At 31.9% G+C, this 21,545-nt stretch carries 12 protein-coding genes and 6 pseudogenes; all 18 read right to left on the minus strand.

The window, feature by feature from the left end:
• Positions 1 to 153: 153 nt before the first annotated feature.
• A pseudogene (locus JFT95_RS15650) lies at positions 154 to 1,952 on the minus strand (ABC transporter ATP-binding protein).
• Positions 1,953 to 1,963: 11 nt separating this feature from the next.
• Positions 1,964 to 3,151: a nucleotidyltransferase domain-containing protein gene (locus tag JFT95_RS15660; protein WP_201052761.1), complete on the minus strand. Its 1,188-nt coding sequence runs from the start codon at positions 3,149 to 3,151 to the stop codon at positions 1,964 to 1,966.
• 1 nt (position 3,152) lies between these two features.
• A complete protein-coding gene (locus JFT95_RS15665; protein WP_033707071.1) occupies positions 3,153 to 3,626 on the minus strand; it encodes a lasso peptide biosynthesis B2 protein in 474 nt (157 codons plus the stop codon).
• Between the two features lie 36 nt (positions 3,627 to 3,662).
• Positions 3,663 to 3,971 (minus strand): lasso peptide biosynthesis PqqD family chaperone, encoded by a 309-nt coding sequence (locus tag JFT95_RS15670; RefSeq protein WP_002128586.1) that lies wholly within the window; start codon positions 3,969 to 3,971, stop codon positions 3,663 to 3,665.
• On the minus strand, positions 3,934 to 4,905 hold the full coding sequence (locus JFT95_RS15675; RefSeq protein ID WP_002128587.1) for an aldolase: 972 nt from the start codon (positions 4,903 to 4,905) through the stop codon (positions 3,934 to 3,936). Before JFT95_RS15675 ends, JFT95_RS15670 begins: the two co-directional genes overlap by 38 nt.
• A gap of 77 nt (positions 4,906 to 4,982) precedes the next feature.
• The gene (locus JFT95_RS15680) at positions 4,983 to 5,108 is read right to left on the minus strand and encodes a paeninodin family lasso peptide (RefSeq protein WP_000712621.1); all 126 of its coding nucleotides are present in this window, start codon (positions 5,106 to 5,108) and stop codon (positions 4,983 to 4,985) included.
• Between the two features lie 15 nt (positions 5,109 to 5,123).
• Positions 5,124 to 7,060 (minus strand): annotated as a pseudogene (locus JFT95_RS15685) (lasso peptide isopeptide bond-forming cyclase).
• Positions 7,061 to 7,352: 292 nt separating this feature from the next.
• Positions 7,353 to 8,516: an aminotransferase class I/II-fold pyridoxal phosphate-dependent enzyme gene (locus JFT95_RS15690; protein ID WP_201052762.1), complete on the minus strand. Its 1,164-nt coding sequence runs from the start codon at positions 8,514 to 8,516 to the stop codon at positions 7,353 to 7,355.
• Between the two features lie 30 nt (positions 8,517 to 8,546).
• Positions 8,547 to 9,242: an HAD family hydrolase gene (locus JFT95_RS15695; RefSeq protein WP_002128593.1), complete on the minus strand. Its 696-nt coding sequence runs from the start codon at positions 9,240 to 9,242 to the stop codon at positions 8,547 to 8,549.
• 1 nt (position 9,243) lies between these two features.
• Positions 9,244 to 10,221 (minus strand): ATP-grasp domain-containing protein, encoded by a 978-nt coding sequence (locus JFT95_RS15700; protein WP_201053667.1) that lies wholly within the window; start codon positions 10,219 to 10,221, stop codon positions 9,244 to 9,246.
• Positions 10,208 to 10,811, minus strand: a pseudogene (locus JFT95_RS15705) (sugar transferase). The gene JFT95_RS15700 and the pseudogene JFT95_RS15705 overlap by 14 nt, the downstream one beginning before the upstream one ends.
• A 616-nt stretch (positions 10,812 to 11,427) precedes the next feature.
• Positions 11,428 to 13,661, minus strand: a pseudogene (locus JFT95_RS15710) (right-handed parallel beta-helix repeat-containing protein).
• A gap of 334 nt (positions 13,662 to 13,995) precedes the next feature.
• Positions 13,996 to 15,554, minus strand: a pseudogene (locus JFT95_RS15715) (lipopolysaccharide biosynthesis protein).
• Positions 15,555 to 15,572: 18 nt separating this feature from the next.
• A complete protein-coding gene (locus JFT95_RS15720) occupies positions 15,573 to 16,841 on the minus strand; it encodes a peptidase (protein WP_201052763.1) in 1,269 nt (422 codons plus the stop codon).
• Between the two features lie 43 nt (positions 16,842 to 16,884).
• Positions 16,885 to 17,852, minus strand: a pseudogene (locus tag JFT95_RS15725) (polysaccharide pyruvyl transferase family protein).
• Positions 17,853 to 17,915: 63 nt separating this feature from the next.
• Entirely contained in the window at positions 17,916 to 19,124 is a 1,209-nt protein-coding gene (locus tag JFT95_RS15730; protein WP_201052764.1) for a glycosyltransferase, read from the minus strand.
• Between the two features lie 119 nt (positions 19,125 to 19,243).
• On the minus strand, positions 19,244 to 20,416 hold the full coding sequence (locus JFT95_RS15735) for a glycosyltransferase family 1 protein (RefSeq protein WP_201052765.1): 1,173 nt from the start codon (positions 20,414 to 20,416) through the stop codon (positions 19,244 to 19,246).
• Between the two features lie 35 nt (positions 20,417 to 20,451).
• A complete protein-coding gene (locus tag JFT95_RS15740) occupies positions 20,452 to 21,513 on the minus strand; it encodes an EpsG family protein (protein WP_002014464.1) in 1,062 nt (353 codons plus the stop codon).
• Positions 21,514 to 21,545 lie beyond the last annotated feature (32 nt).

The following is a 21,545-nucleotide window of genomic DNA, read 5'->3' on the forward strand; positions in this document are numbered from 1 at the left end:
TTGTTTATTGCAAGGTACTGAATTATATTTATTCCCTAAATTTAGAAAACACAAATATAAAAGCCCGAATAAGATCTGTTGTAACTGACCATTATCCCGGCTTTCATTCAACTCGAATTACAATACTACAAGATTTCATTCAATCTTTCTCCTCTATGAACCCACTTCCATTTGTGACCCTAATAAATTTCGAAATACACCTTTTCTCTCTTTAGCCAATTGATTAAATTCACCTTTTTGAACAATCTCACCTTTTCCTAAAACAATAACTTGATCTGCATTGCGGATCGTAGATAACCGATGCGCAATAACAACAATAGTCATCGTTCCTTTCAACCTTTCTATTGCTGATTGAATTTTTACTTCATTTTCAGTATCTAATGCACTCGTAGCTTCATCTAATACTAAAATGGATGGTTGTCTTAAAATAGCTCGAGCTAGTACAAGTCGTTGACGTTCACCACCTGAAAGTCTCACTCCACGATCTCCAATGAGAGTATCAAGCCCTTTTGGAAGCATTCGTACAAATTCAGCTGCCGCCGCAAAATCTAATGCAGTCCAAATTTGTTCTTCACTCGCATTCGGCTCAATCATCAATAAATTTTCTCTTATGCTTGCATTAAATAAAAAAGGATCTTGTGGCACATAACTAATAGCCCGTCTCAATGACAATAAATTTTCACTTGTAAGAGGAGTTCCATCTATTAATACTTGACCTTTCTCTGGCTGAATCAATCCCATTAAAACATCGATTAATGTACTCTTCCCAGCTCCCGAATGTCCCACAATAGCCGTCATACTATTGATTGGTATTTTCACATTAATATTTTGAAGTGCATACAAATGCTCCTTCTTATTATATCGAAAATAAATACCCTTACATTCAATACCCTGCTCTATACAAATCGGCTTTATATGTTTTTGCTGATGTATATCCTGCATTTCAATTGCTTCATTACATTCCCCTTGTAATTCCCATAATGACTTAAAAGCAGGAATGCTTGCAGCAAGCTGTTCTAAATTTGACTGAATTGTCATAAATCGTGGCCATAGTCTCGAAAAGATGAGTATGATTAATAGTAATTGGGTGGGTTGAGCTTTAAATATACTTACTGATAATAATATAAAAAATGCAATTAAAATAGCCATTGAAACTTTATAAAACAATTGAGAGTTCGACCTTATTCTCATATACTCCATTTGTTCATTACTCATCTTTTCTGTTATAGATTGTAACCAATCTAAACGTGATGCTTCCAAAGTATTACTCTTTATATCTTTAATTCCATTAAAATGATCTGTTATACCAGAAAGATAGTCTTGTGCTAATTTCGAGGTCTTACCGCCTAGTATTCGTGCTTTTTTTATAAAAGCACGAGAAGCTACTAAGAATAATAAGCCAAAGACCAAAACAAATATAGTTATTTGGGGAGATAATAAAAACGCTAGCCCCACCTGTATGAATGTAAACAGAATAACAGCTAACAATTGTAAAATTAAATTAACCCCATAACTTACGCGAGCTAATTCTGTAGTTAATATATTTATTAGATTTGTTTTCCTTTTCTCTAAAAAAAACTCCACTTCGCTTTTAGAATCATACTATATGTTTCTATTCTTAATTCTCGTACAAAAGCTTGTTGCGTTCTCGCATCCCTTAGCGTTATGTTTCGTTGTAATAGATTTTGACCTAACACTATTAGTATATATATACCTAAAATAGAAATTAGACTTGTTGTTTTAGGGAAATCCTGCAAAAATCTATAGACAGGTGCAATAAAAGCAGTCTCCTCACCTATATTAATTATTCCAGTCATACTTATCATAGGAATTAATAAAATAATACCTATCCCTTCAAGTAAACTTATTAAAACCATACCAAACAAATTCACATACAGAATTTTCCCTGCAGAAGAATATAATTTCTTCATAAAATATATAATATGATTCATCGATGTTCCCCCTATAACAAAGCAAGCTTCTTTGTTTTCCTCCAAAGACATAGAAACGGACGTAAAGGAAAATATAAAAAATGAAGGAATTTAGGTAACGGCAATGTTTTTGCATCAATTGGATAAGGATATAGTTGGCTCATAATATATAAAATCTTTTGCTGATTAGACATTAGTGAAAATAAATGTCGACTATGATAAGCAAGTACTTCTTTTGGCACAGGGTCGGTATGCAAGTTTATCATTTGCTTGAAATAAAACAACGCTTCTTGCGCTAACTGTTTTGAATGTTTTTTAGTTACTAATTCCATCATTCTTTCATCTAGTCGTACACCTAGCAATTGAGATGCCAAAATTAACGCTTGTCCTCCTAAATGAAGCATTTGATATTTTCTCATTAATTTATGAATCTCACTCCAATTAAGATCTTGATCGACAATTTTTTTTATGTCTACTAACCAACGTAGCCTGGACCAACCATGTCTGGCACCATGAGATACAAGAAATAAAAATAAGTCTTCCTTCCCTAACATATATACCGAATTACTCGTAAGTGTACTTTTTCTCTTTCGCTTCCAAAGCTCTTCAAACCCAGGTTCCTTACCCGGTCCGGGATTTAATCTCCAATGAATTTCAAGTTTGATCCGCCTTGTTGGGTGGAAAAATGTTATATGGTGATGCCTCCATTTCCAATCACTTAATATCGTTTGAATATAATCATCTTTCACATACCCTTGCTCTAAAAGTAGTTTTTCTGCTTTTTCTAAATTTTGAATAGGGATGAGAACGTCCAAATCACAGGATGTTCGTAAAGAAAGATCTCCATATAAGTCCTGAGATAGTACAGGCCCTTTTAGAAAAATCGTACGAATCTCATTTTCATTACATAATTTATTTATTCGTTCCATTTCAGCACTTAAATAAAGCATTTGAAATGTATTTCTTTTATATTTTCTAGTCAAGGTTTGTACAATATGTGAAGGAATCAGCTCCTTGTCCACCTGTTTAAGTTTTTGATATATCACCGGATAAACGCGATGATGCACGGCTTGCTCAAGAAATACTTCCCAATCAATATCCGAAAACCATTCATTACTGTAAGTTTGCATTGTTTCGTCATCTTGTAACTTCAAAATTGCAAAAAGAAGTTTCAATTCCTTAGACATGAACTCTACATTAAGACCAAAATCTTTCTCCATTTTACTCTCCTTTAATAGTGTTCTCACTTAGCCTCTTTGCAAATGATCCAACGACAGTGAATTTCTCCATTCCTTCCGATCCAGTAACATAAAAAGAACCGCTACGTAACCATGCATGTGCAATTAGTTCCCCACTATTATCCTTAGCCATTCCTAAATAAAGAGTACTCTCAATGTGACGTTTTTCAAGCATTTTCATCCCAGCTATAGCTTTAACGAGACATTGACTTTCCCAAAAAGTATAACGACTCATAATAGAAATTGCTTCGGACACCTTTTTTAGCGTATCTCCGTGCGGTTGAATATGAGTACTTGAGGTTTCACTCATGTAATCCCCTAAAGAAGGTGCAACTTTGGAAAATGTAATATTTTTTAGTACACGTGCCCATCCTAAAAAAATAAAAGCCTCTAAAAATAAGAGCTTTGTTTTCATGTTTAGTGATAAAAACATCCTTAACCTTTTCACAATATTTATTAATCCCTTCCTAACAGTTCTTTTGAAATTACGAATCTATCTATTAGGCTGATCTTTTATTTGAATTAACCCTTCTTGAAACAAACACTCTAAAAAGGAAAGAACTTGCTCTTCACAATCTTTTCGTTCAATATCATAGTTAGATACTAGCATAGTAACAAGCTGATTAATTATTATTGGCTTTTCAATAAGCTCCCATATTTCTCCGCCTATTTCACCTAAGTTATAGTAATTTCCTTTCTGGACATTTAACATAACTTTTTCTCCATCCATATCGCTTACTATATTACCCTTACTTTGGACAACGTTATGTTCTAATGATATTTTTCTCGAGTGGACAACCATCAACCATACTCCCTTTCTGTATAGTATTTAAAATAACTTCCACAAGCTCATGAGCTGTAAATCTTGAAGCCGGGCGGCTTACTTGAAATATTTCCATTCCACTTGCAATATTAGATGAAGTTTCAAAATGCCATTCCATCAATCCTAATTTAGAAATCAAAGAATTCCTAAAAGTATGGCGGTATAATTTATACAAGCGTGCGAGCCCTTCTATACGGGTCATCTCGATATCTTCTCCCTGCGTTTTTACTAATTCAATAACACCAGCAAGAGGTAATGGATCAGGAAAGAATTGAGAATTCACAGGAACAGCATACTTCGTTTCCCTTTCAAATAAAGGGCTAAATTGCGCTACTTCCATTCCTAACTCATTTATGCTCTCTTGCCATAATTTTTGTTGTGCGTAAGAAGGATGAACTATTGCAGTATTTTTATTCAAAAGAGACACAGCAACTACATCATCACTTAAAAGCTTATATCCTTTATTCAAAAAAGCCGAGGCTAACGTTGATTTTCCAGCTCCTGAATCACCAATTAATGCATATGCTTTCCCATCTATAGCAATTACACTCCCATGCAATGGGAGTATTTTACGTTGCATTAACAGCGCCCCCATACAAGTTCCCAAAATATATAGTCGAATTTTATCTTCTTCTGCATTTGCCATAGGTGAAAAGGTGATTTTCTCACCTGATTGTATAGCGAATATTGCAGTTTGAGGAACATGAAACATAACTATATCATCCTCCACTACTATCGTTTTTTGCTTTTCTGCGCTATATTCACCCCACTGTTCTGACAAATCAGTTATTTCAACTTGAACATCCGCCATCTCTTTTTTTTCATTCAGCTGAGACAATTCAGGTAATGGGATTTCACTTACTATTTTTAACCCGAAGGCTTGATATAACACATTCCCCATAGAATCAAACATCCTATCCCCCCACATTGTCAATTTTTTGAAAGCTCTTATATAATAAAGCTATATAAGAGCTTTATTTTTCCAATGACTTAACTGTACTTCACTGGATCGTCTGGGTCAGGTTGAACAGCATCTGGATATTTATGCCCAGGCCCCGCCATAGTCATATTAATATTAAGTACTTCTAATACAGGTTGTTTCCATTCCTTTTTCATACGTATCACCTCCTTTCACATTGCTTTTTTTATAAATCGATAGAAGATTAAGCTACGCATTAAAATTCTAAAATCTAAATCAAATGCATATTCTGGTCGAGGTTCTTTACAAATTTTTGAGATAGCTTTCTTAATTACCTCGACATTTAGAAATTCAGAAATTACTGGATCTACACTAAGTTCTTCAACTTCCTCAATAAATTCATTCCAAAAAGGAGCCATACGGTAAACACCATCTGCACCTTGAATACCTCGAACCCGTTGATTCAATCGTACTTTATCAGGAAGGAAATTCTTTGTGGCTCTCCGGATCAGGGCTCGATCCAAACCATTTTGAACATACTGTTCTTCTGGAACTGACAAACAAAATTGAATCAATCGTAAGTCATTTGTGGGATCACGATCCCATAAAGCATAACGTAATGATAATTTCGTTTCATACGTTCCATTTATGCTCCAATAATATGGTTTTTCAAACTGTTCTCTTTTCATGTCATATGCATTAGAGATAGAGGTGCCTGTTATATCGATGTCTTGTTCTCTGAGTCTGTCAAAAACATTCATTTCCCTTGCAAATTCCGGATTAATTATTGCGGAATTTGCATCTTGTTTCCCTGAAAAAAGTAACTGATGCAAAAATGGAAATGCCTTTCGTCTTACCACTTCAAAAATACGTGATTTTTTCACTCCTATATTTCTACTATATAAATGTAGTTCACGATAAAAACGAATCCAATGTAGCTTTTTCAATAACATTGCCTGGTAATCTAAAATAGGTCCCCACGATACTGTCCAATTACCTCTTTGACCACTAAGAAGTACTCCTATTCCATTCTGAGATGCTTTTTCATAAACTCCACTCAACCAAAAAGTATTCTCAAAAAATTTATATGGCATCTCCATTGTTTCCAACCAATCATCAATTTCCGATAGTGGGCTTCTCTCCGGCAATTCTAAATAATAATCCTGTATATTCCCTACATGCTCGACAGTCGATTGAATAAATGGTCTTTCGTCAGCTATTCTACCTTTGTGTGTCCAATCTTCAAATCCTTCTACTGGAACATAACTGTACGTATGTAATTTTTTATTTTCAGCCCGTAAATCACTTGCAGCAAAACTAACGACAGAACCTGAGTCTAGCCCTCCGCTCAAATGAGCTCCTACTTGGTGATGTGTTCGTAAACGTGCCTTCACTGCACTTTGATACACCTCTCGAAACGCCTCTTCATACTCTTCATTTGATTTTAAATTAAGCATTTCCCCAACAGTTGGTGTATAGTATCGCGAAAACTTCACTTCGCCTTCCTTTACCAAAATAGTGTGTGATGGAGGCACTTGTTCTATATATTTGTAAACTGTTAACTGTGGATCTACCGATTCGAAATTTACAGGTATAGCTAGAAATTCAGCAATCCACTGCTTATTCAATTTCTTCTCAACATATGGTAGAGAAAATAACGGATTTATAATAGTACAAAAAGTAAATTTTTCCTCACCACGATAAAAATAAAGTGTCCGACTTCCTGAAAAATCTCTGGCACCAAAAAGAATTTGTTTTTTCTCATCCCAAATCATAAAGGCAAAATCGCCTACCAAATATTTTGGAGCCGCTTCCCCCATTTCTGATAAGAGAGTAAAATTAACTCGCTATCTGTCATGTTTTTTCTATCCGAATAATCCACTTGTAATTTTTCAAATAACTCATCACGATTATCAATAATAGCATCTGCTGTAATTGCCAGTTGCTTTTCATAATTATAAAAGGGTAATTGTTCACCAACTGACTCTGGTGTAATCCATTGTGCATGACATCCTAGAAAAGCATTTTCTTTGTGCCATATTTGAATATCATCGGCAGGATATTTGTATAAACGACTCATTACTTCTCTTCCGTGCTCAATTGATACAGGCTCATTAGTAAAGTGAATAATGCCAGCTATAGCGCTCATTTCTTCCTCCTAATATATGAAAAGTTACTACAAATACTATTTACATATTAAATTCGTTAAACATACCTCTTTATCATTCTTTTTAACGAACGAAATTATTTGTTTTATTACTTTCTCAATTACATGCTTAAATTTACTTTCAGACTAAGATATAGATATTAAAAGCCTATAATTATCCCTTTTTTATGTCAATTGAAACTGAATGTTCCCAAACAATCCCCTTTGGAATTCACTATAAAGAACAAATAGTGGTACATATACAAATCTAATTCCAATTTTACTTACTTTTCTTTTAATTCTTCCATTCTACTGCTTTTAAAATGCTTTGAATTACCCTTTGTTGATCTTCAGCTAACATATTAGATCCTGAAGGCAAACAAATTCCACTTTGAAATAAGGAATGCGACACATCTTCATTTTTACTATGCGGATAATACTTCTTCTCTTTAAAGAGCGACTGCATATGAAGTGGCTTCCACATAGGACGCGCTTCAATATTCTCTTCTGCTAAAGTTCTCAACAATTTCCCAATAGTGATCCCGGATTCCTTTTCATCAATTGTCAATGTAGTAAGCCAACGATTAGAGCGAGTATTTTCTAATTCAGGCATAAAATAAAATCCTGGCATGTGAGATAGCGCTTCATAATACCGTTTATATATAAATCTTCTAGCTCTCACCCTATCTTCTAACACTTCTAATTGTCCTCTACCAATACCAGCTAAAATATTACTCATTCGATAATTATATCCTATCTCACTATGCTCATAATGTGGAGCTGGATCCTTTGCTTGTGTCGCTAAAAACTTCGCTCTCTCTAATGCTTCTACATCATTAGAAACTAGCATTCCACCACCCGAAGTTGTAATGATTTTATTTCCGTTAAATGAATAAACCCCAAACCTCCCAAATGTACCGCTTGCTTTTCCTTTATATGTAGAACCTAGAGATTCTGCTGCATCCTCAACTATAGGAACATTATATTGATTACAAAGTGAAAGAATTTCATCTAGTTTAGCACTCTGACCATATAAATGAACAAGAATGATAGCCTTTGGTAATTTCCCCACTTTATTAGCTTCATACAATGCATGTGCCAATGCATTCGGTGACATATTCCATGTTTCCGGTTCTGAGTCAATAAATACTGGTTCAGCTCCCAAATAAACAATCGGATTCGCACTCGCTACAAAAGTAAAACTTGAACAAAACACTGTATCTCCCTTTTGGACATCTAATAATCGCAAAGCTAAATGAATAGCAGCCGTACCTGAACTAACTGCAGCCCCACCTTTCACTCCTACAAAAGATGCAAGTTCTCTTTCAAATCCATCAACATTTGGGCCAAGAGGGGCAATCCAGTTTGTATCAAATGCATTTTGAATATATTTTTGTTCATTCCTACTCATGTGCGGAGAGGAAAGGTAAATTCGCTTTTTATGCTGAACTGTGTGCATGTAAACACATCCTTTATACATATTTAAATACTATGTATCTAAAAACATATGCTCTAATACAGATATATCAGATAATCTCCTTAAATTATCAATTGTATAATGTGCTTTATAAGCTTGCTCAACTATAAGATTATGGTGAATTCCACCTTCTCTATTAATATGGATCGTTAACCATTTCAATTTCTTGGCTGTTATAAAATCCTTACTTAAATTATCTCCTATATAGACACATTGCTGATGAGGCACCTGTAGTTCCTTACTTATTTTTTCATAAGGAATTTGGCTCGGCTTCCAATATTCTTTTCCCAGCTCATCAGTGAGAATTATCGAATGAAATCTCTCTTTTAACTTTAATGCATTAATTTTCTTTTCTTGGGCAACTAAATATCCGTCTGAAATAAGTCCTATTTTAACGGTATTAACTAAATTATTTAGTACCCAATCCGCTTCATCCAACAATTGAATATCTGGTTTATGAAACCTATACTGTTCTATCAAATTACTAATCAATTTTTCATCGTAAGGAATGTTTAACTTTTCTAGTGTTTCATTAAACACGAACCTTCTTTCCCCCGAATCGAATAATTGAATTGCAATATTATAAAATCCGGTTTTCTTATACTTCTCTTTAATCCAATCATCCACTGCTTTAAAACCACTTACAACATAATCTTTCTCTTTATATAAAGTATCATCCATATCAAAAACAATTGCTTTAATCATCATCTTAAATACTCTCCATAAAAACCGCTTCATCATATCTAAGCATTGTTAAATTTTCTCTCCAATTAAAGTCCTTATCTATAAAGACTTCCCCCTGACACATTTTAATTGTCCAAAGTGGAAAATTCGCTCCTGCTTCTATTGATAGTGGTATTCCTCCTCCAAAACGAGGGTTTATTTCAATAAACGTAATTTGTCCATCCTCCTTTTTAAAACATTGTAAAGTAATACACCCAATAGGATTAGGAAGAGCTTTTATTACAGTTTCTGCTGCTTGGATGATATCAAAATCCTTCCTGGTTATACCTTTACTTACCTCACCTGCTCGTGTCTCTATACGCAATCTAGGAACGATTGTTTTTATATTCCCACAGAAATCTACCATGACATCTATAGTGTATTCTTCTCCTGAAACGTATTCTTGTATCATAGCGTTAGGTATATAATCCTTAAAAAATTCCAATTCCTTTTCATTCATTATTTTTGTTACACCTTTACTAGAACTGCCATCATAAGGTTTAATTAATAGTGGAAATTGATATTCTTTTCTTCCAATCTCTTCATCACTATATACTCTAGGTGTTGGTATATTATTAGATGCAAAAAAGTTATATGTGTATTTTTTGTTATTAGCAATCTTATTTAATTCCATACTAGAAACTAATACTTTTACACCAATACCTTCGAAAACCTTCGAATTATTAGCCATAAGGGTTAATTCTGTATCAATTAACGGAATTATTAGATTTATCATTTCAGATTTACATATTTTTAATAATTCATTTATATATCCCTCTTCATTTACACGCGGAACAATAAAATGCTTATCGCTAAAGTAAATGGTGGGAGCAGTTTCTTTTAAGTCTGCAGTAAAGATTTTTCCTTTGATTCCTTCTTGTTTAAGTACTTCCTTAAATTTTTTAATTAAGGTGACCCTCCTACCAGAGCTAGTAAACAAAATATTCATTTTATTCCCCCCCATGCTCGATTCCCCCTTAAAAACTGGCATAGTCACATGCTTATTATTTGTTATCCCTTCCGACTTTAAAACCTTACTAAAAGTTAGATATAAAATTTTCAAATCTAAAAGAAAACTTTGATTCTCAACATACCATACATCTAATTTAAATTTCTCATCCCATGAGATACTATTTCTTCCATTAACTTGAGCCCATCCAGTGATTCCGGGTCTTACATTATGCCTTTTAGCTTGCTCTTTCGAATATAAAGGCATATATTCTATTAATAATGGGCGGGGGCCCACCAAACTTAATTGACCTTTTAGCACATTTATTAATTGTGGTAATTCGTCTAAACTATATTTTCTAAGAAATTTTCCAACTTTAGTTAATCTAGCGTGATCTTGTAACAGCTCCCCATTACGATCTCGCTCATTGGTCATCGTACGAAATTTATAAAGATAAAAAGGTTTTCCATGTAACCCTGGACGTTGTTGTCTAAATAAAATGGGTGATCCTATCTGAGTTTTAACTATAATTGCTACTAAAAGAATAACGAAAAAAAGCAAATTAATAATAATAAAGAAATAAAGATATCAAACAGTCTCTTCATTACCAATCATTCCCCCATCTTAAATTATTACAAATGCTTTTCCAAAGTTAAATAATCTACAAAGTATTCATTACGGATTGAAATCAAGTATTCTTAAGTTGTAATTAAAGAATTGTATTCAATTTCTCTTTACTTATCACCTGCAAACATTTTCTATAGTACACAGCTTTAAAACTTAATAAGTAGAAGAAAGCAATACACATAGGTGCAAAATATATTTTTCCAAATGCTTATCCAAGAGACTATTACACACTGTAAAAATCTCAAAAAATATATTCACAAACACAGTTTTATAAACAACGCTTAGTAGTATATTAAAAAATCCATTTATTATTTAAAAATTCTCCTACACACTATTTTTAAGTATGCAGTTAACGTAATAATAAAAAGCTATTATGTTTATAAAAAACATAATAGCTTTTCTCTATTCTATAGTAGTAACTAAAAGTCAATAAACCTATTATCTATTAGGAATTAGACTATTTCGAATAATTACATTGGACAAAATCCTTCCATGTACCATTATATAATACTTTATGGACATATTTATTAAGAGCCACTCTACTTCATTTCTCATAATTTTTTGAAACTATTCAAATTTAATTATCACCATGCATTAATTTGGATCTATTACACCATTAACTATATTCCCTTGCAGAAATTCCCTCCCTGTAATTGTAATTTTCGCATTATTCAACACGTTGTTTTGAATTACTACTAGGGGTGTAATACTCGTTGTTCTATTATCTATCCCAACTTGCATCAAATTTGTGGAATTTATAATATTATTTTGAATTATCACTTGCTTACCAGTAAACGCTGCATCCAAAACAATAATAGCCCTCTGAAGAGTATCATTTGTAATTTTTATAGTATTTCCCCTTAACACTATTTCATCAGATACATTTTGAATATTCAAGACCGTACCATTGGGTTTTTCTATATGACAATCCATCATCTTGAATGCTTTGAGGTTATTCACTGTAAATAACGTGTTATTTCTATCTATACTAAAGAACTTGCAATCTTTTAATTCTAAAGTGCTTCCTGTACTTGTTATCCCCAAAAAGGTTACGTCCTTAAAAAAGCAATTTGTATATGTCCCTGCAACTAAGGGTGGGTTTTTAACATTATTAAATATAATATTTTCAAATATCCAACCTGATTTAACTGTTCCTACTGGTACATAATTTAAATACAAAACGTCTTGTCCTTCAAATATACAATTTGAGATAGTTTGCGGCTCATTTTTCATCTCTAATGTCCACTGATACAATGATGACAAGGAATTTAGTTTATCTGCATCGTTTATAAAGCGACAGGAATCAATTTTAACCGCATATGGAAAGGGGGTATCAATAATCATTTTACTATTAGAAAAAAATTATCTAATATATTAATAGGTCGATTTACATATACACCTTGAACATTTACTTGCGCTCCATATACATAATTATTGGAAAAAATAACATCTCCTAACAAAGAGACCTTGGTTAATCGGATATTATTCCCTGTTACGATTACCCTATCTGCACCACCATTAATAGATAGCCCAACATAAGCATTTGAAATGGTATTCATAATAGAATTATTCGATATATAGATAAATTTCCCATTTACAACAATAATATTATAATTTTTATTATCATGAAAATTATTTCTTTCAATGTATATATATTGATTTAAATCATATCCATCTTCAATATCTAGTCCACTTTGTGGATTGGTACCTGCGATGTGATGAATATCATTATCTCGAATATATACATTCTTTGCCCCACATACACTAATCCCTTGTCTACGGCAATCATGTAAATTACATTTTTCTATATAAGTATATTGTGAAAAAGAAGGCACCCGAACATTTATTAAACAATTTGCAGGAGCAGGAACATTCCCTTGATGCAAAACAATTTTAGCATAACTTGCTCCATTAGGGACTTCTACTTCATCAAAGAATTGTACATTGGTTTTTGAAGATAAAAATATATTATTTGAAGTGTAAAAAATGACATCATAATAATCGCATTTTATTTCAGAACCCAATGCTCCAAATCCATTTCCATATAATCCAAAGTAACCATACTTTACAATAGCCACTTGGGTCATATCAATTTGCAAATTGGAACGTATCTTTGTTGTACTACTTACTAATGAACCATCTGTTGTATTAATTGCTCCCTGTTCAAATGAACTTGCTAATGCTGTAGGAAAAGGTGAAATCTGCCCAAAAGTACTGTTCAGTGTAATGGCATCTCCTGTACAATCTAAAATATCTAGATTATCTAAAGATACAAACCGTGTATTGTTCCCCCCATCAGCAGGTGGAGTAAAACTCCCCAATTCAATGCCGTACCCTGCCTCATGTGTTCCCCCACTAGAATAATCATGTGTATATCTATCTCCTTGGATAATACCATTTGTTATCCTAGAATATACTTGATTTCTACGAAAACTTATAATTGCATATCCAGTCAAATTATTTGTTTCCATTTTTAATGTTGAACCGTTTAGATTCAAAGTTAAATGACTTGGTGGTTCGATGGGTGTTTGTTTATCAATCAAATATATTCCTCTAGGTAACACAACTTCCGTATAACCTTGTTGAGCCGCCCAAACTAAAGCATTATTAATACCTTTGGAAGTATTGATAGCATCAGTCCCATCATTCTTAACATCCCATCTATCTAATTCTAATACATATATACTTGTAGAATTTGTAGCTTCAAATGATTTTGGAATCCATTTTAATTGCGTACTATCATAAGTTAAAATGTCATTATGAAAAGGAGGCTTGGACACCAAATCTAAATCATTCAAATTCCCAAGATTATCCCTTCTTCTCCACATCAATTCACACCTCTTTTTTGCTTTTCTACATCTTATGTTTCATAAGGTAAATTGATTGGATATAAGAGAAGTAACATCACTTTTTATTGTTTTTAGAGATCCATTATTTAGAAAGTCTTTTCACAATTCCTTTCTCCTTCCTAAATAGATCTATTCTTACTAGCTGTTTTTATTTCAATACCCTTTTATTTATACTATTTAAACTTACAATTTTATTAAAAAGACACTATGCTCTTTATACATAACTCCCCTACTATTATTTTCAGAACAACCTAAAATCTCTTCCGTAAATAAAGCATTCTTTACTGTGATATGGAAAAAACAAAATAATAATTTATGGATAATTATCATTCGAAACTTTCCGAGTTAATATTTTCGACTTTATTTTTTTTATTAATATTCGGGTTAAATTAAGGAAATATCTATACTCTTCCGCCTCTTTAAATACCATCCAAAAGATCAAATTCGGAATAATCAGGCACAAAATACTACGTATTACCATGTCCATAAATATATTTATGTGAAAAATATAACCAATAAAATCCGTTGCTATAACAGAAAATAATACAAGCACTACAAACAAAATATATCTAATAAAATATACTTTTACAGATTTTTTAAAAATCATTTTAAATATAATATAAGGATCATACCAAAAGTAAGTACATAATCTACTAATAACAGTCCCTAAAAGCACTCCTGCTATTCCTATTTGTTTCGCGAGAATTATAGAAACTACAATATTTATAATTGCCGCTATGATAGGTCTATACTTCCCTTTTTTAAATAAACCTGTGGTTTCTCTAAAAATTGTAGTTGTATTTTGCATTCCTGAAGTGAAAAAATTAAGTAATATGAAAAATAATACATACTTATTAAACACATATTCCTCACCTAACCAGAGTGTTATAAATGGATTTATCAAATTCCAAAGGCAAACTGTACAAAATCCATATATCCAAAAATTAAAAAAGTTAATTACACGAAAAATAAAATATTTTTTTCTGCATTTTCTTTCACATTCAAATTTCCAACACTAGCAGTGATAGAATAAAACAAATAGCCTAATAAGGTATTTAATGTATTTAAGATCAACAAATAATTTGAATACACACCAACCCAAATAATTCCAATGAATTTCGATATAATTATATTATCTGTTGCATTAATTACTACACCACTAATTTTATATAGTAACAAGGAATACAAATTCTCAAAAAACTCTCGTCTGTCTGCCTTAGATAATTTCGCATTATTTTTTTCTTTTAAAAATGGATATAATTTATTTGCCTTATTTGCAATATATACATTCTCAATTACTTTCAATGTTAATTGAACTATCAGTACTACAATGTAATCACTAATAATTATTAATAAAACAATTTGTAATGCGTTAGATATAATTATGAACAAAGTGTGTATTTTAGAAATGATATAGTTACTTTGATCAGCAATAATAATAGATTGCTTATATACAAAATAATATGATGACACCGAACTTATTAAAAATAAAAGATAGATAATGTTAATGTCTTTAATCATAGTATCTGCATTCACTAAATAATCAAGAAATGGTAATAGAGATAACCCTAATAATAAAACTACTACTCCTATTAATCTGTATGCTTTTTGATATAAATTCATTAATGCCTGTATTTTATAGATATCCTTCTCAGCTAATGGCCTATATAAACTATAAATTATAGCTGTATCAAAGCCTAAATTAGCTAGGGAAAACATCAATAGTATACTTGTAAAAAGCCCATCCACACCTAAATATTCTATACCGAGTGTATAAATAAAAACAGTTCGAACAACAAATCCCATGCCAATACTAATTATTTGTCCAGACAAACCGAATAAAATATTTTTTAAGGAATTTTGTATTCTCATCGTAATACCTTCTATATTTTAGTTGTTTTGCGTACCCACTCTACTAAATTTGGCACTAATCTTCCTCTTTAAAATAGGGAAAAACTTTGTTATCCTGTATTTTAATAACGCTTTTCTTCGTTGCGCCTTGAAATCATAATCTAGAAACCAATTTAGTAAATTTTTATCTGTAATACAATCACAATTTTGTTTCATTCGCACTTGGATTAAATTCCAATACATTTCAATGAATGTATTAGTAAAAAACTTCACCTCACTATTTAAAGAAGTTTTAACGTACTGATAAAGATTACCTGGAATATTAAAACCATATTCACGAGGATCTCTCCCTTCAGCAATAATTCCCATAATTGTTCTTAAACATTTTTCACATTTACAACAATTTTCTTCATTTTTAAAACATACCCTGATATTAACAGGTTCTTTACTAGCTGAATAATGGTCCACAACAACTTTAATCTTTTCTTGCCTAGTAAGTTCGTATCCATCATGAAATACTGTTCCAGATGCATATTTTATTTCATTATCCACAGTTGGATCAGATGCACAAGTAACTTGATATAATGGAGAATTAGAGCTTGCAATGTAAATACATTTTATCTTAAGTTTAAAAGCTATTGGAATAGCTGCAGATATTATCGCTAGACCATGATGCAATCCATGCCACCATGTATCGTTTAACTTTTCTCTAAAATCATGGTCAATGTTCCCTGCAATTATAAAGGTCCCATAGTTGGATTGTATAAAAATATTTTCTAGTCCATTATCCTTTACAAAATTTATGGCATTTTCTTTATCCGCCTCCCATACTTTACTACCCTCTATTTCATTTTCATGCCATCCATATTCAGTAACTAGCAAGGGGTTTTTATCTTTTATTCTTATAAATGTAGTAAGTGCATCTAATCCCCCACTAAATAAAGATGCCGCTTCAAATTCCGGAATGTAAACATTATCAATAATTTCTCCTACATCCACGGATCCTTTAAATTTCACACCAGGAAACATGTTTTGATATGCATTTTTTATATTATTTAAACAAATATAAAAAGATTTATCTAGTTCATTTATTACTATTGTTGAATTAGTAATCCATACAAGAGGAACTACATTTGCAACAAACGGAATAGCCAAAATACTTAAAGGGATATCAGATACATCATAGTTATATTCAAGAAACATATGATTACTTGTCTTAAAATACTTTTGTAAATCCCCCTTAATACTAAAAGAATAATCAACTCTATTATTTCTTACGACAATTTTATCGAGAATTATACTATTCATTTGAGCCTCCTAATAAATCGCCATTTTTATCAAAGTACATTTATTAATTAGAGAACTGTTTTAACCATTGATTTACTACATCAAAATTCACTTGAACATCCGTGATAAACTCTGAATTTATCATTTTTTCAAGATTATTTAAATCTTCCCTATCAATCAGATTTAAATTATACGTTTCGCCCATCCCCTTAGCTCTTTCATCTATGGAGATAATTATTGCACGTTTTTTATGACGCATAGCAAATATGCCGCCATGTAAACGTGTTCCAATATAATCGACGGCTGTATTTAGGATTTTTTCATACGCCTCTATAGTAGGAGGTATAATTTTTATGTCCTGTATACCCTCTAAAGTTTTTAAATATTCAAAATCATCAGCGTCTTGTATCCAAAAATAGACATTTTCATAACTTTTGTTAAGTGTATCTATCAATAATTGATCTTTTTCACGATTTTTAGAATGATGGGTTAGTGTAAAAACAACCGATTCCGATTTTCCACTTGGAATTCCCCTACAAAAATCATGCGTAAAGGACCACAAAGTTGCACAACCAGTATTTAGAGCTTTAAAACCCATTTCTTCTAAAATTTTTTTGTTCTTTCATCTCTAACGCTATGTATATATTCATGTGATAAAACTTTTCTATATAACATTTTTGTATAGGGATTTATTTTATTTCCTTTTCCTGCACCAACTCCAACCAGAATACTCCCCTTTAAAGGACCATAATTAAATATATTAATATTCCACTGCGGAAAGTGCGTAAACATATCCATTGCTAGCAAATTCGAACCACCTACAAACTTATATTTCGCATCACTATAAATCTTTACCCTATTTGATTTTCTCGCTACTTGGTACCAATGAAAAGGTGAAACATGAGTAGGTAATGTTAAAACATATGCATTTTTAGTTATATCAGAAAGATGATGCTTTACACACTTCATTATTATATCGTCACCCTTGTTAAGAGAACCTACCGATGTATCTAATACTAAAACATTCTCCATAAAAATAATTCCCCCAAGTATCTTTTATAAATAGTAAAAGATTTTTTAGTTTTATAACTTAATCTATTCTAATTCAATTAACCTATATATCTTTTCCACTTCTATTTCATTACCATAATTTTTTTGGCTTACATTATTAACAATTTCACTTCTGAATTCAACATCATCAATCATTTTTTTTATTCCTTCGACAATTCCCTTTATACCCATTGGACAAATATATCCATCTACCCCGTTCTCCAGCTGACTTTTGGCAGTTGAAAAATTAGTTATTAATACTGGTTTCTTAAGAATTTGCGCTTCCCGAACTGTTACTGCCTTCCCTTCGTATCTAGAAGGTTGTACATAAATATCACATGCTTTTATGTACGGGTACGGATTAATCTTCTTACCTAGTAAAACAAATTCATCTTGAAGTCCTAATTTATCTATCAACAATTTAAGTTCCGCTTCTTGAGGCCCATATCCAACTATGTACCACTCGATATCATACCCTTGATCTAATAGTTTTCTAAGCGCATATATAGCGTCATCAATTCCCTTAGCATGAGAAAGTCTAGCAACAGTAACTAACTTGATTCGCTCTCTATTTATTGGTATTTCCTGAGTAATATCTCCTTCATTAGATTGTTCGCGAACAAATTCAGAATTTATTATATTTTCTATCACTTGCACCTTTTTATTAATATAAGGCAGACTATTCAGGAATGTATCTCTACAACTTTCGGAAACCGCCACAATATCATCCATTTTCCTCCACATTTTACATTCCATTTCTTTGTTAAGTTGTATGTTCGAATAATCAGTATGAATCCACCCAATTTTTCTTTTCGCTCGAACTTTATCCCCTATAAAATAATGCGGCCATAAAAAACTTATCGCAACATCGTACTCTTCTCTCAACTTTGGAAGAAATGGAAGAGATATTCTCCATCCATATTGAATGACGAAGTATCCAGGTTCTTTACTATTTACATATCGCCCATGCATAACGCCCATAATTCTCCCTATTATCCTAGTAATCCCAATTGAGTAATGCCCTTCTTGTAATATCTGCTTAATTGATTTTCTAAAAGTAGTATATTGTTGCAATTCTTCTAATAAATTCGGCTCTTTAGGTAGTAAAGAGAAAAATCCACCTTCATGTTTAAATAACATTAAATCTATATCATACTTACTGTAATCAATTGTATTTAATAAACCAATCAAACTTCTTTCTACTCCACCAATTTCCATATCAAAAGATGTAATTAATATTCTTTTCTTTTTCATTATAGGATACCTCACAAAATCTATTATTGATTTCTCTTCCTCATTTTATATTTGTATTTTGCTGCTACGCTCAACAAATCTCCTTATACATCAGACATATAAAATGAAAATAAATTAGATTATCCTATTTCTTCCTTGCGCACAATTCCATATAACGATAGCCACTCGTAAATGTTATCGTTAATATCAAAGCCTAATTTCGATATATTGTTAATTATGAATTCCCTGTCAGGTCTTTCTTTTAACAAGGCTTTATAAATTTCTTTACACCATATTTCAATTTCTTCATCTAAGTCAACAAATGACATTATCCCTAACCCCATATCAGTATTCTTAGGTAGCGTATCTGCTACAACACATGGTACACCTGCAGATTGCGCTTCTAAAGTTACAATACCAAACCCCTCAAACAAAGAAGGAAAAATAAAAACATCAAAACTCTTCATGAGTCGTGGAATATCCTTCCTAACCCCCAAAAATCTAATATTTTCAAAAATCCCTAATTGCTTTGCTTTTAATTCAATAGAAATCCTTAACGGGCCATCTCCTACTAAAATAGCAACAAAATTTGAATCTCGTTTTAAAATTTGCTTTAAAACTTTTAGGATAAAAATATGATTCTTTGACTCTGAAAAACTTCCTATATGTCCTATTAATTTTGTTGCATTCGGTATATTAAGTTCTCTTCTTACGCTGACACTACTCCCAGCGTCTATATCAGTAAATTGATTAATATCTATACCGTTTTTAATTAGTTCTATCCTCTCACTATGAATCATCCTTTCGCCAAATAAAAAACGTGCTGCTTCAACGCTGCACGCACAATAATTAGTTCCAGCATATTTAATAATAGATTGCAAAACCTTTAGGATAACTCTTGCTTTTATTCCAGAGTCTTGTGGCCAATTATTACTATGCGAATGACAAATCCTCTTTTTTATACCAGCTATTTTTGCCGCTACAGCAACGAAACCACCTTGATAATCCGTATGTGCATGTACAACTTCATATTGATTATCCGACATAATTTTCACAAGTTCTTTAACATAGGAAAAAGGTCCTATTTGTCCTAAACTAGGTACCTTATATATTCTCCCACCTAACGCCATTATTTCATCTTCATAATCATTTTTCTCATTTCGATGAGATACAAAATCAAACTGAAGCTGCCTCTTATCTATTTTCCTATATATATTCATTAGTAACGTTTCAGCTCCCCCGCGATTCAGAGCGCTGACAATGTGTAAAACCTTCTTTTTATTTTTAGGTCTAAGCTTAGAATCTATCCCCATTTAACAATCCTCTCCCAGCATCTTGCACTTTATTATCAAAGTAGGTTGCTCTTATAGATAATTCCCAGAGTAATTACATGTTCATATACAAAATAAATAAAATAGCACACTAGAACTGCATAATAAATCAACTTTTGATCTTTATCTGTAAATGACTTCACAACCCAAGAAATTAATATTAACTGATACAATCCAAAATATATGGAGAATCTAGCAAATATCCAATTTTGTGTTGAAATAATCATAAAAACAAGACCTAATATAGACATATTTACAATATAATCACTTTCAGGGAATAACGCCCTCATTTTATCTTTCCCAAGGTAAGCCAGTATAATTGGCACTATACTCACAGCAACCCTAAGTATATTGGCACCACCTTCATGAAATTCCTTATATTGACCATATTGAGTATTTCCAATTGCCGAAAATAAAACTTCCGAAAACTGATTAAAACCTATAACTACACATACTGCTAAAAAAAGAAGCAAATATGTCGTTCCTGACCAGGCTTTTTTTCTTACAAAAAAGTAGATTGGCATAAGAACTAATGCACTTGCATGAAATGTTGATGCGCATAATACAATTGCCATATATTTTTTCCATTTTCCTTCAAAAATATATTTTGTGGCAGCAAAAATAATTGCAGCGGCTAAATATTGCCTAATCCCATTCATTGATGTTAAATACATACCCGACGTAATATAAACATATAAACTCAATTCAATTAGTCTTGAATATTTATATAGTGTTGCTACAATGAGTACATTTGTTATCAATGCTGTAGTAAAAACCATTACTTGAGGATCATCCGCATATTTTTTCAAAACCATTTGAAAAATATTAAAGCCCATGTCTTTGTTAGTTTGAACATACTCCCAATTAAACTCCGTTATTTTATATGCATGCATATAAAAATAAGTATCCCCAATATTATTCCGAAGTCCCGCTACCAATACAAGTGATAGAGCCGCCATTAAAACCAATAATCTATTTGGCTTTATCAATGTAAAATTATTAGTTACAGGTATAGCAAAATACCTTGCAAAAAATGCGAGTATGAATACGATAAAAAGATTCATCCAAAGTATAGTCATTATTATGTCCTCTCATTTACTTACTAAGTAAA

It is taken from the genome of Bacillus sp. TH17 (genome assembly GCF_016651125.1).
Taxonomy (GTDB): Bacteria; Bacillota; Bacilli; order Bacillales; family Bacillaceae_G; genus Bacillus_A; species Bacillus_A mycoides.

Bases quoted from the DNA above. Each gene is read 5' to 3' on its own strand.
- JFT95_RS15660 (WP_201052761.1), bottom strand. From the start codon at position 3,151: ATGGAGAAAGATTTTGGTCTTAATGTAGAGTTCATGTCTAAGGAATTG.
- JFT95_RS15670 (WP_002128586.1), bottom strand. From the start codon at position 3,971: ATGGTTGTCCACTCGAGAAAAATATCATTAGAACATAACGTTGTCCAA.
- JFT95_RS15675 (WP_002128587.1), bottom strand. From the start codon at position 4,905: ATGTTTGATTCTATGGGGAATGTGTTATATCAAGCCTTCGGGTTAAAA.
- JFT95_RS15680 (WP_000712621.1), bottom strand. From the start codon at position 5,108: ATGAAAAAGGAATGGAAACAACCTGTATTAGAAGTACTTAATATTAAT.
- JFT95_RS15690 (WP_201052762.1), bottom strand. From the start codon at position 8,516: ATGCACACAGTTCAGCATAAAAAGCGAATTTACCTTTCCTCTCCGCAC.
- JFT95_RS15695 (WP_002128593.1), bottom strand. From the start codon at position 9,242: ATGATGATTAAAGCAATTGTTTTTGATATGGATGATACTTTATATAAA.
- JFT95_RS15700 (WP_201053667.1), bottom strand. From the start codon at position 10,221: ATGGGGGGGAATAAAATGAATATTTTGTTTACTAGCTCTGGTAGGAGG.
- JFT95_RS15720 (WP_201052763.1), bottom strand. From the start codon at position 16,841: ATGAATAGTATAATTCTCGATAAAATTGTCGTAAGAAATAATAGAGTT.
- JFT95_RS15730 (WP_201052764.1), bottom strand. From the start codon at position 19,124: ATGAAAAAGAAAAGAATATTAATTACATCTTTTGATATGGAAATTGGT.
- JFT95_RS15735 (WP_201052765.1), bottom strand. From the start codon at position 20,416: ATGGGGATAGATTCTAAGCTTAGACCTAAAAATAAAAAGAAGGTTTTA.
- JFT95_RS15740 (WP_002014464.1), bottom strand. From the start codon at position 21,513: ATGACTATACTTTGGATGAATCTTTTTATCGTATTCATACTCGCATTT.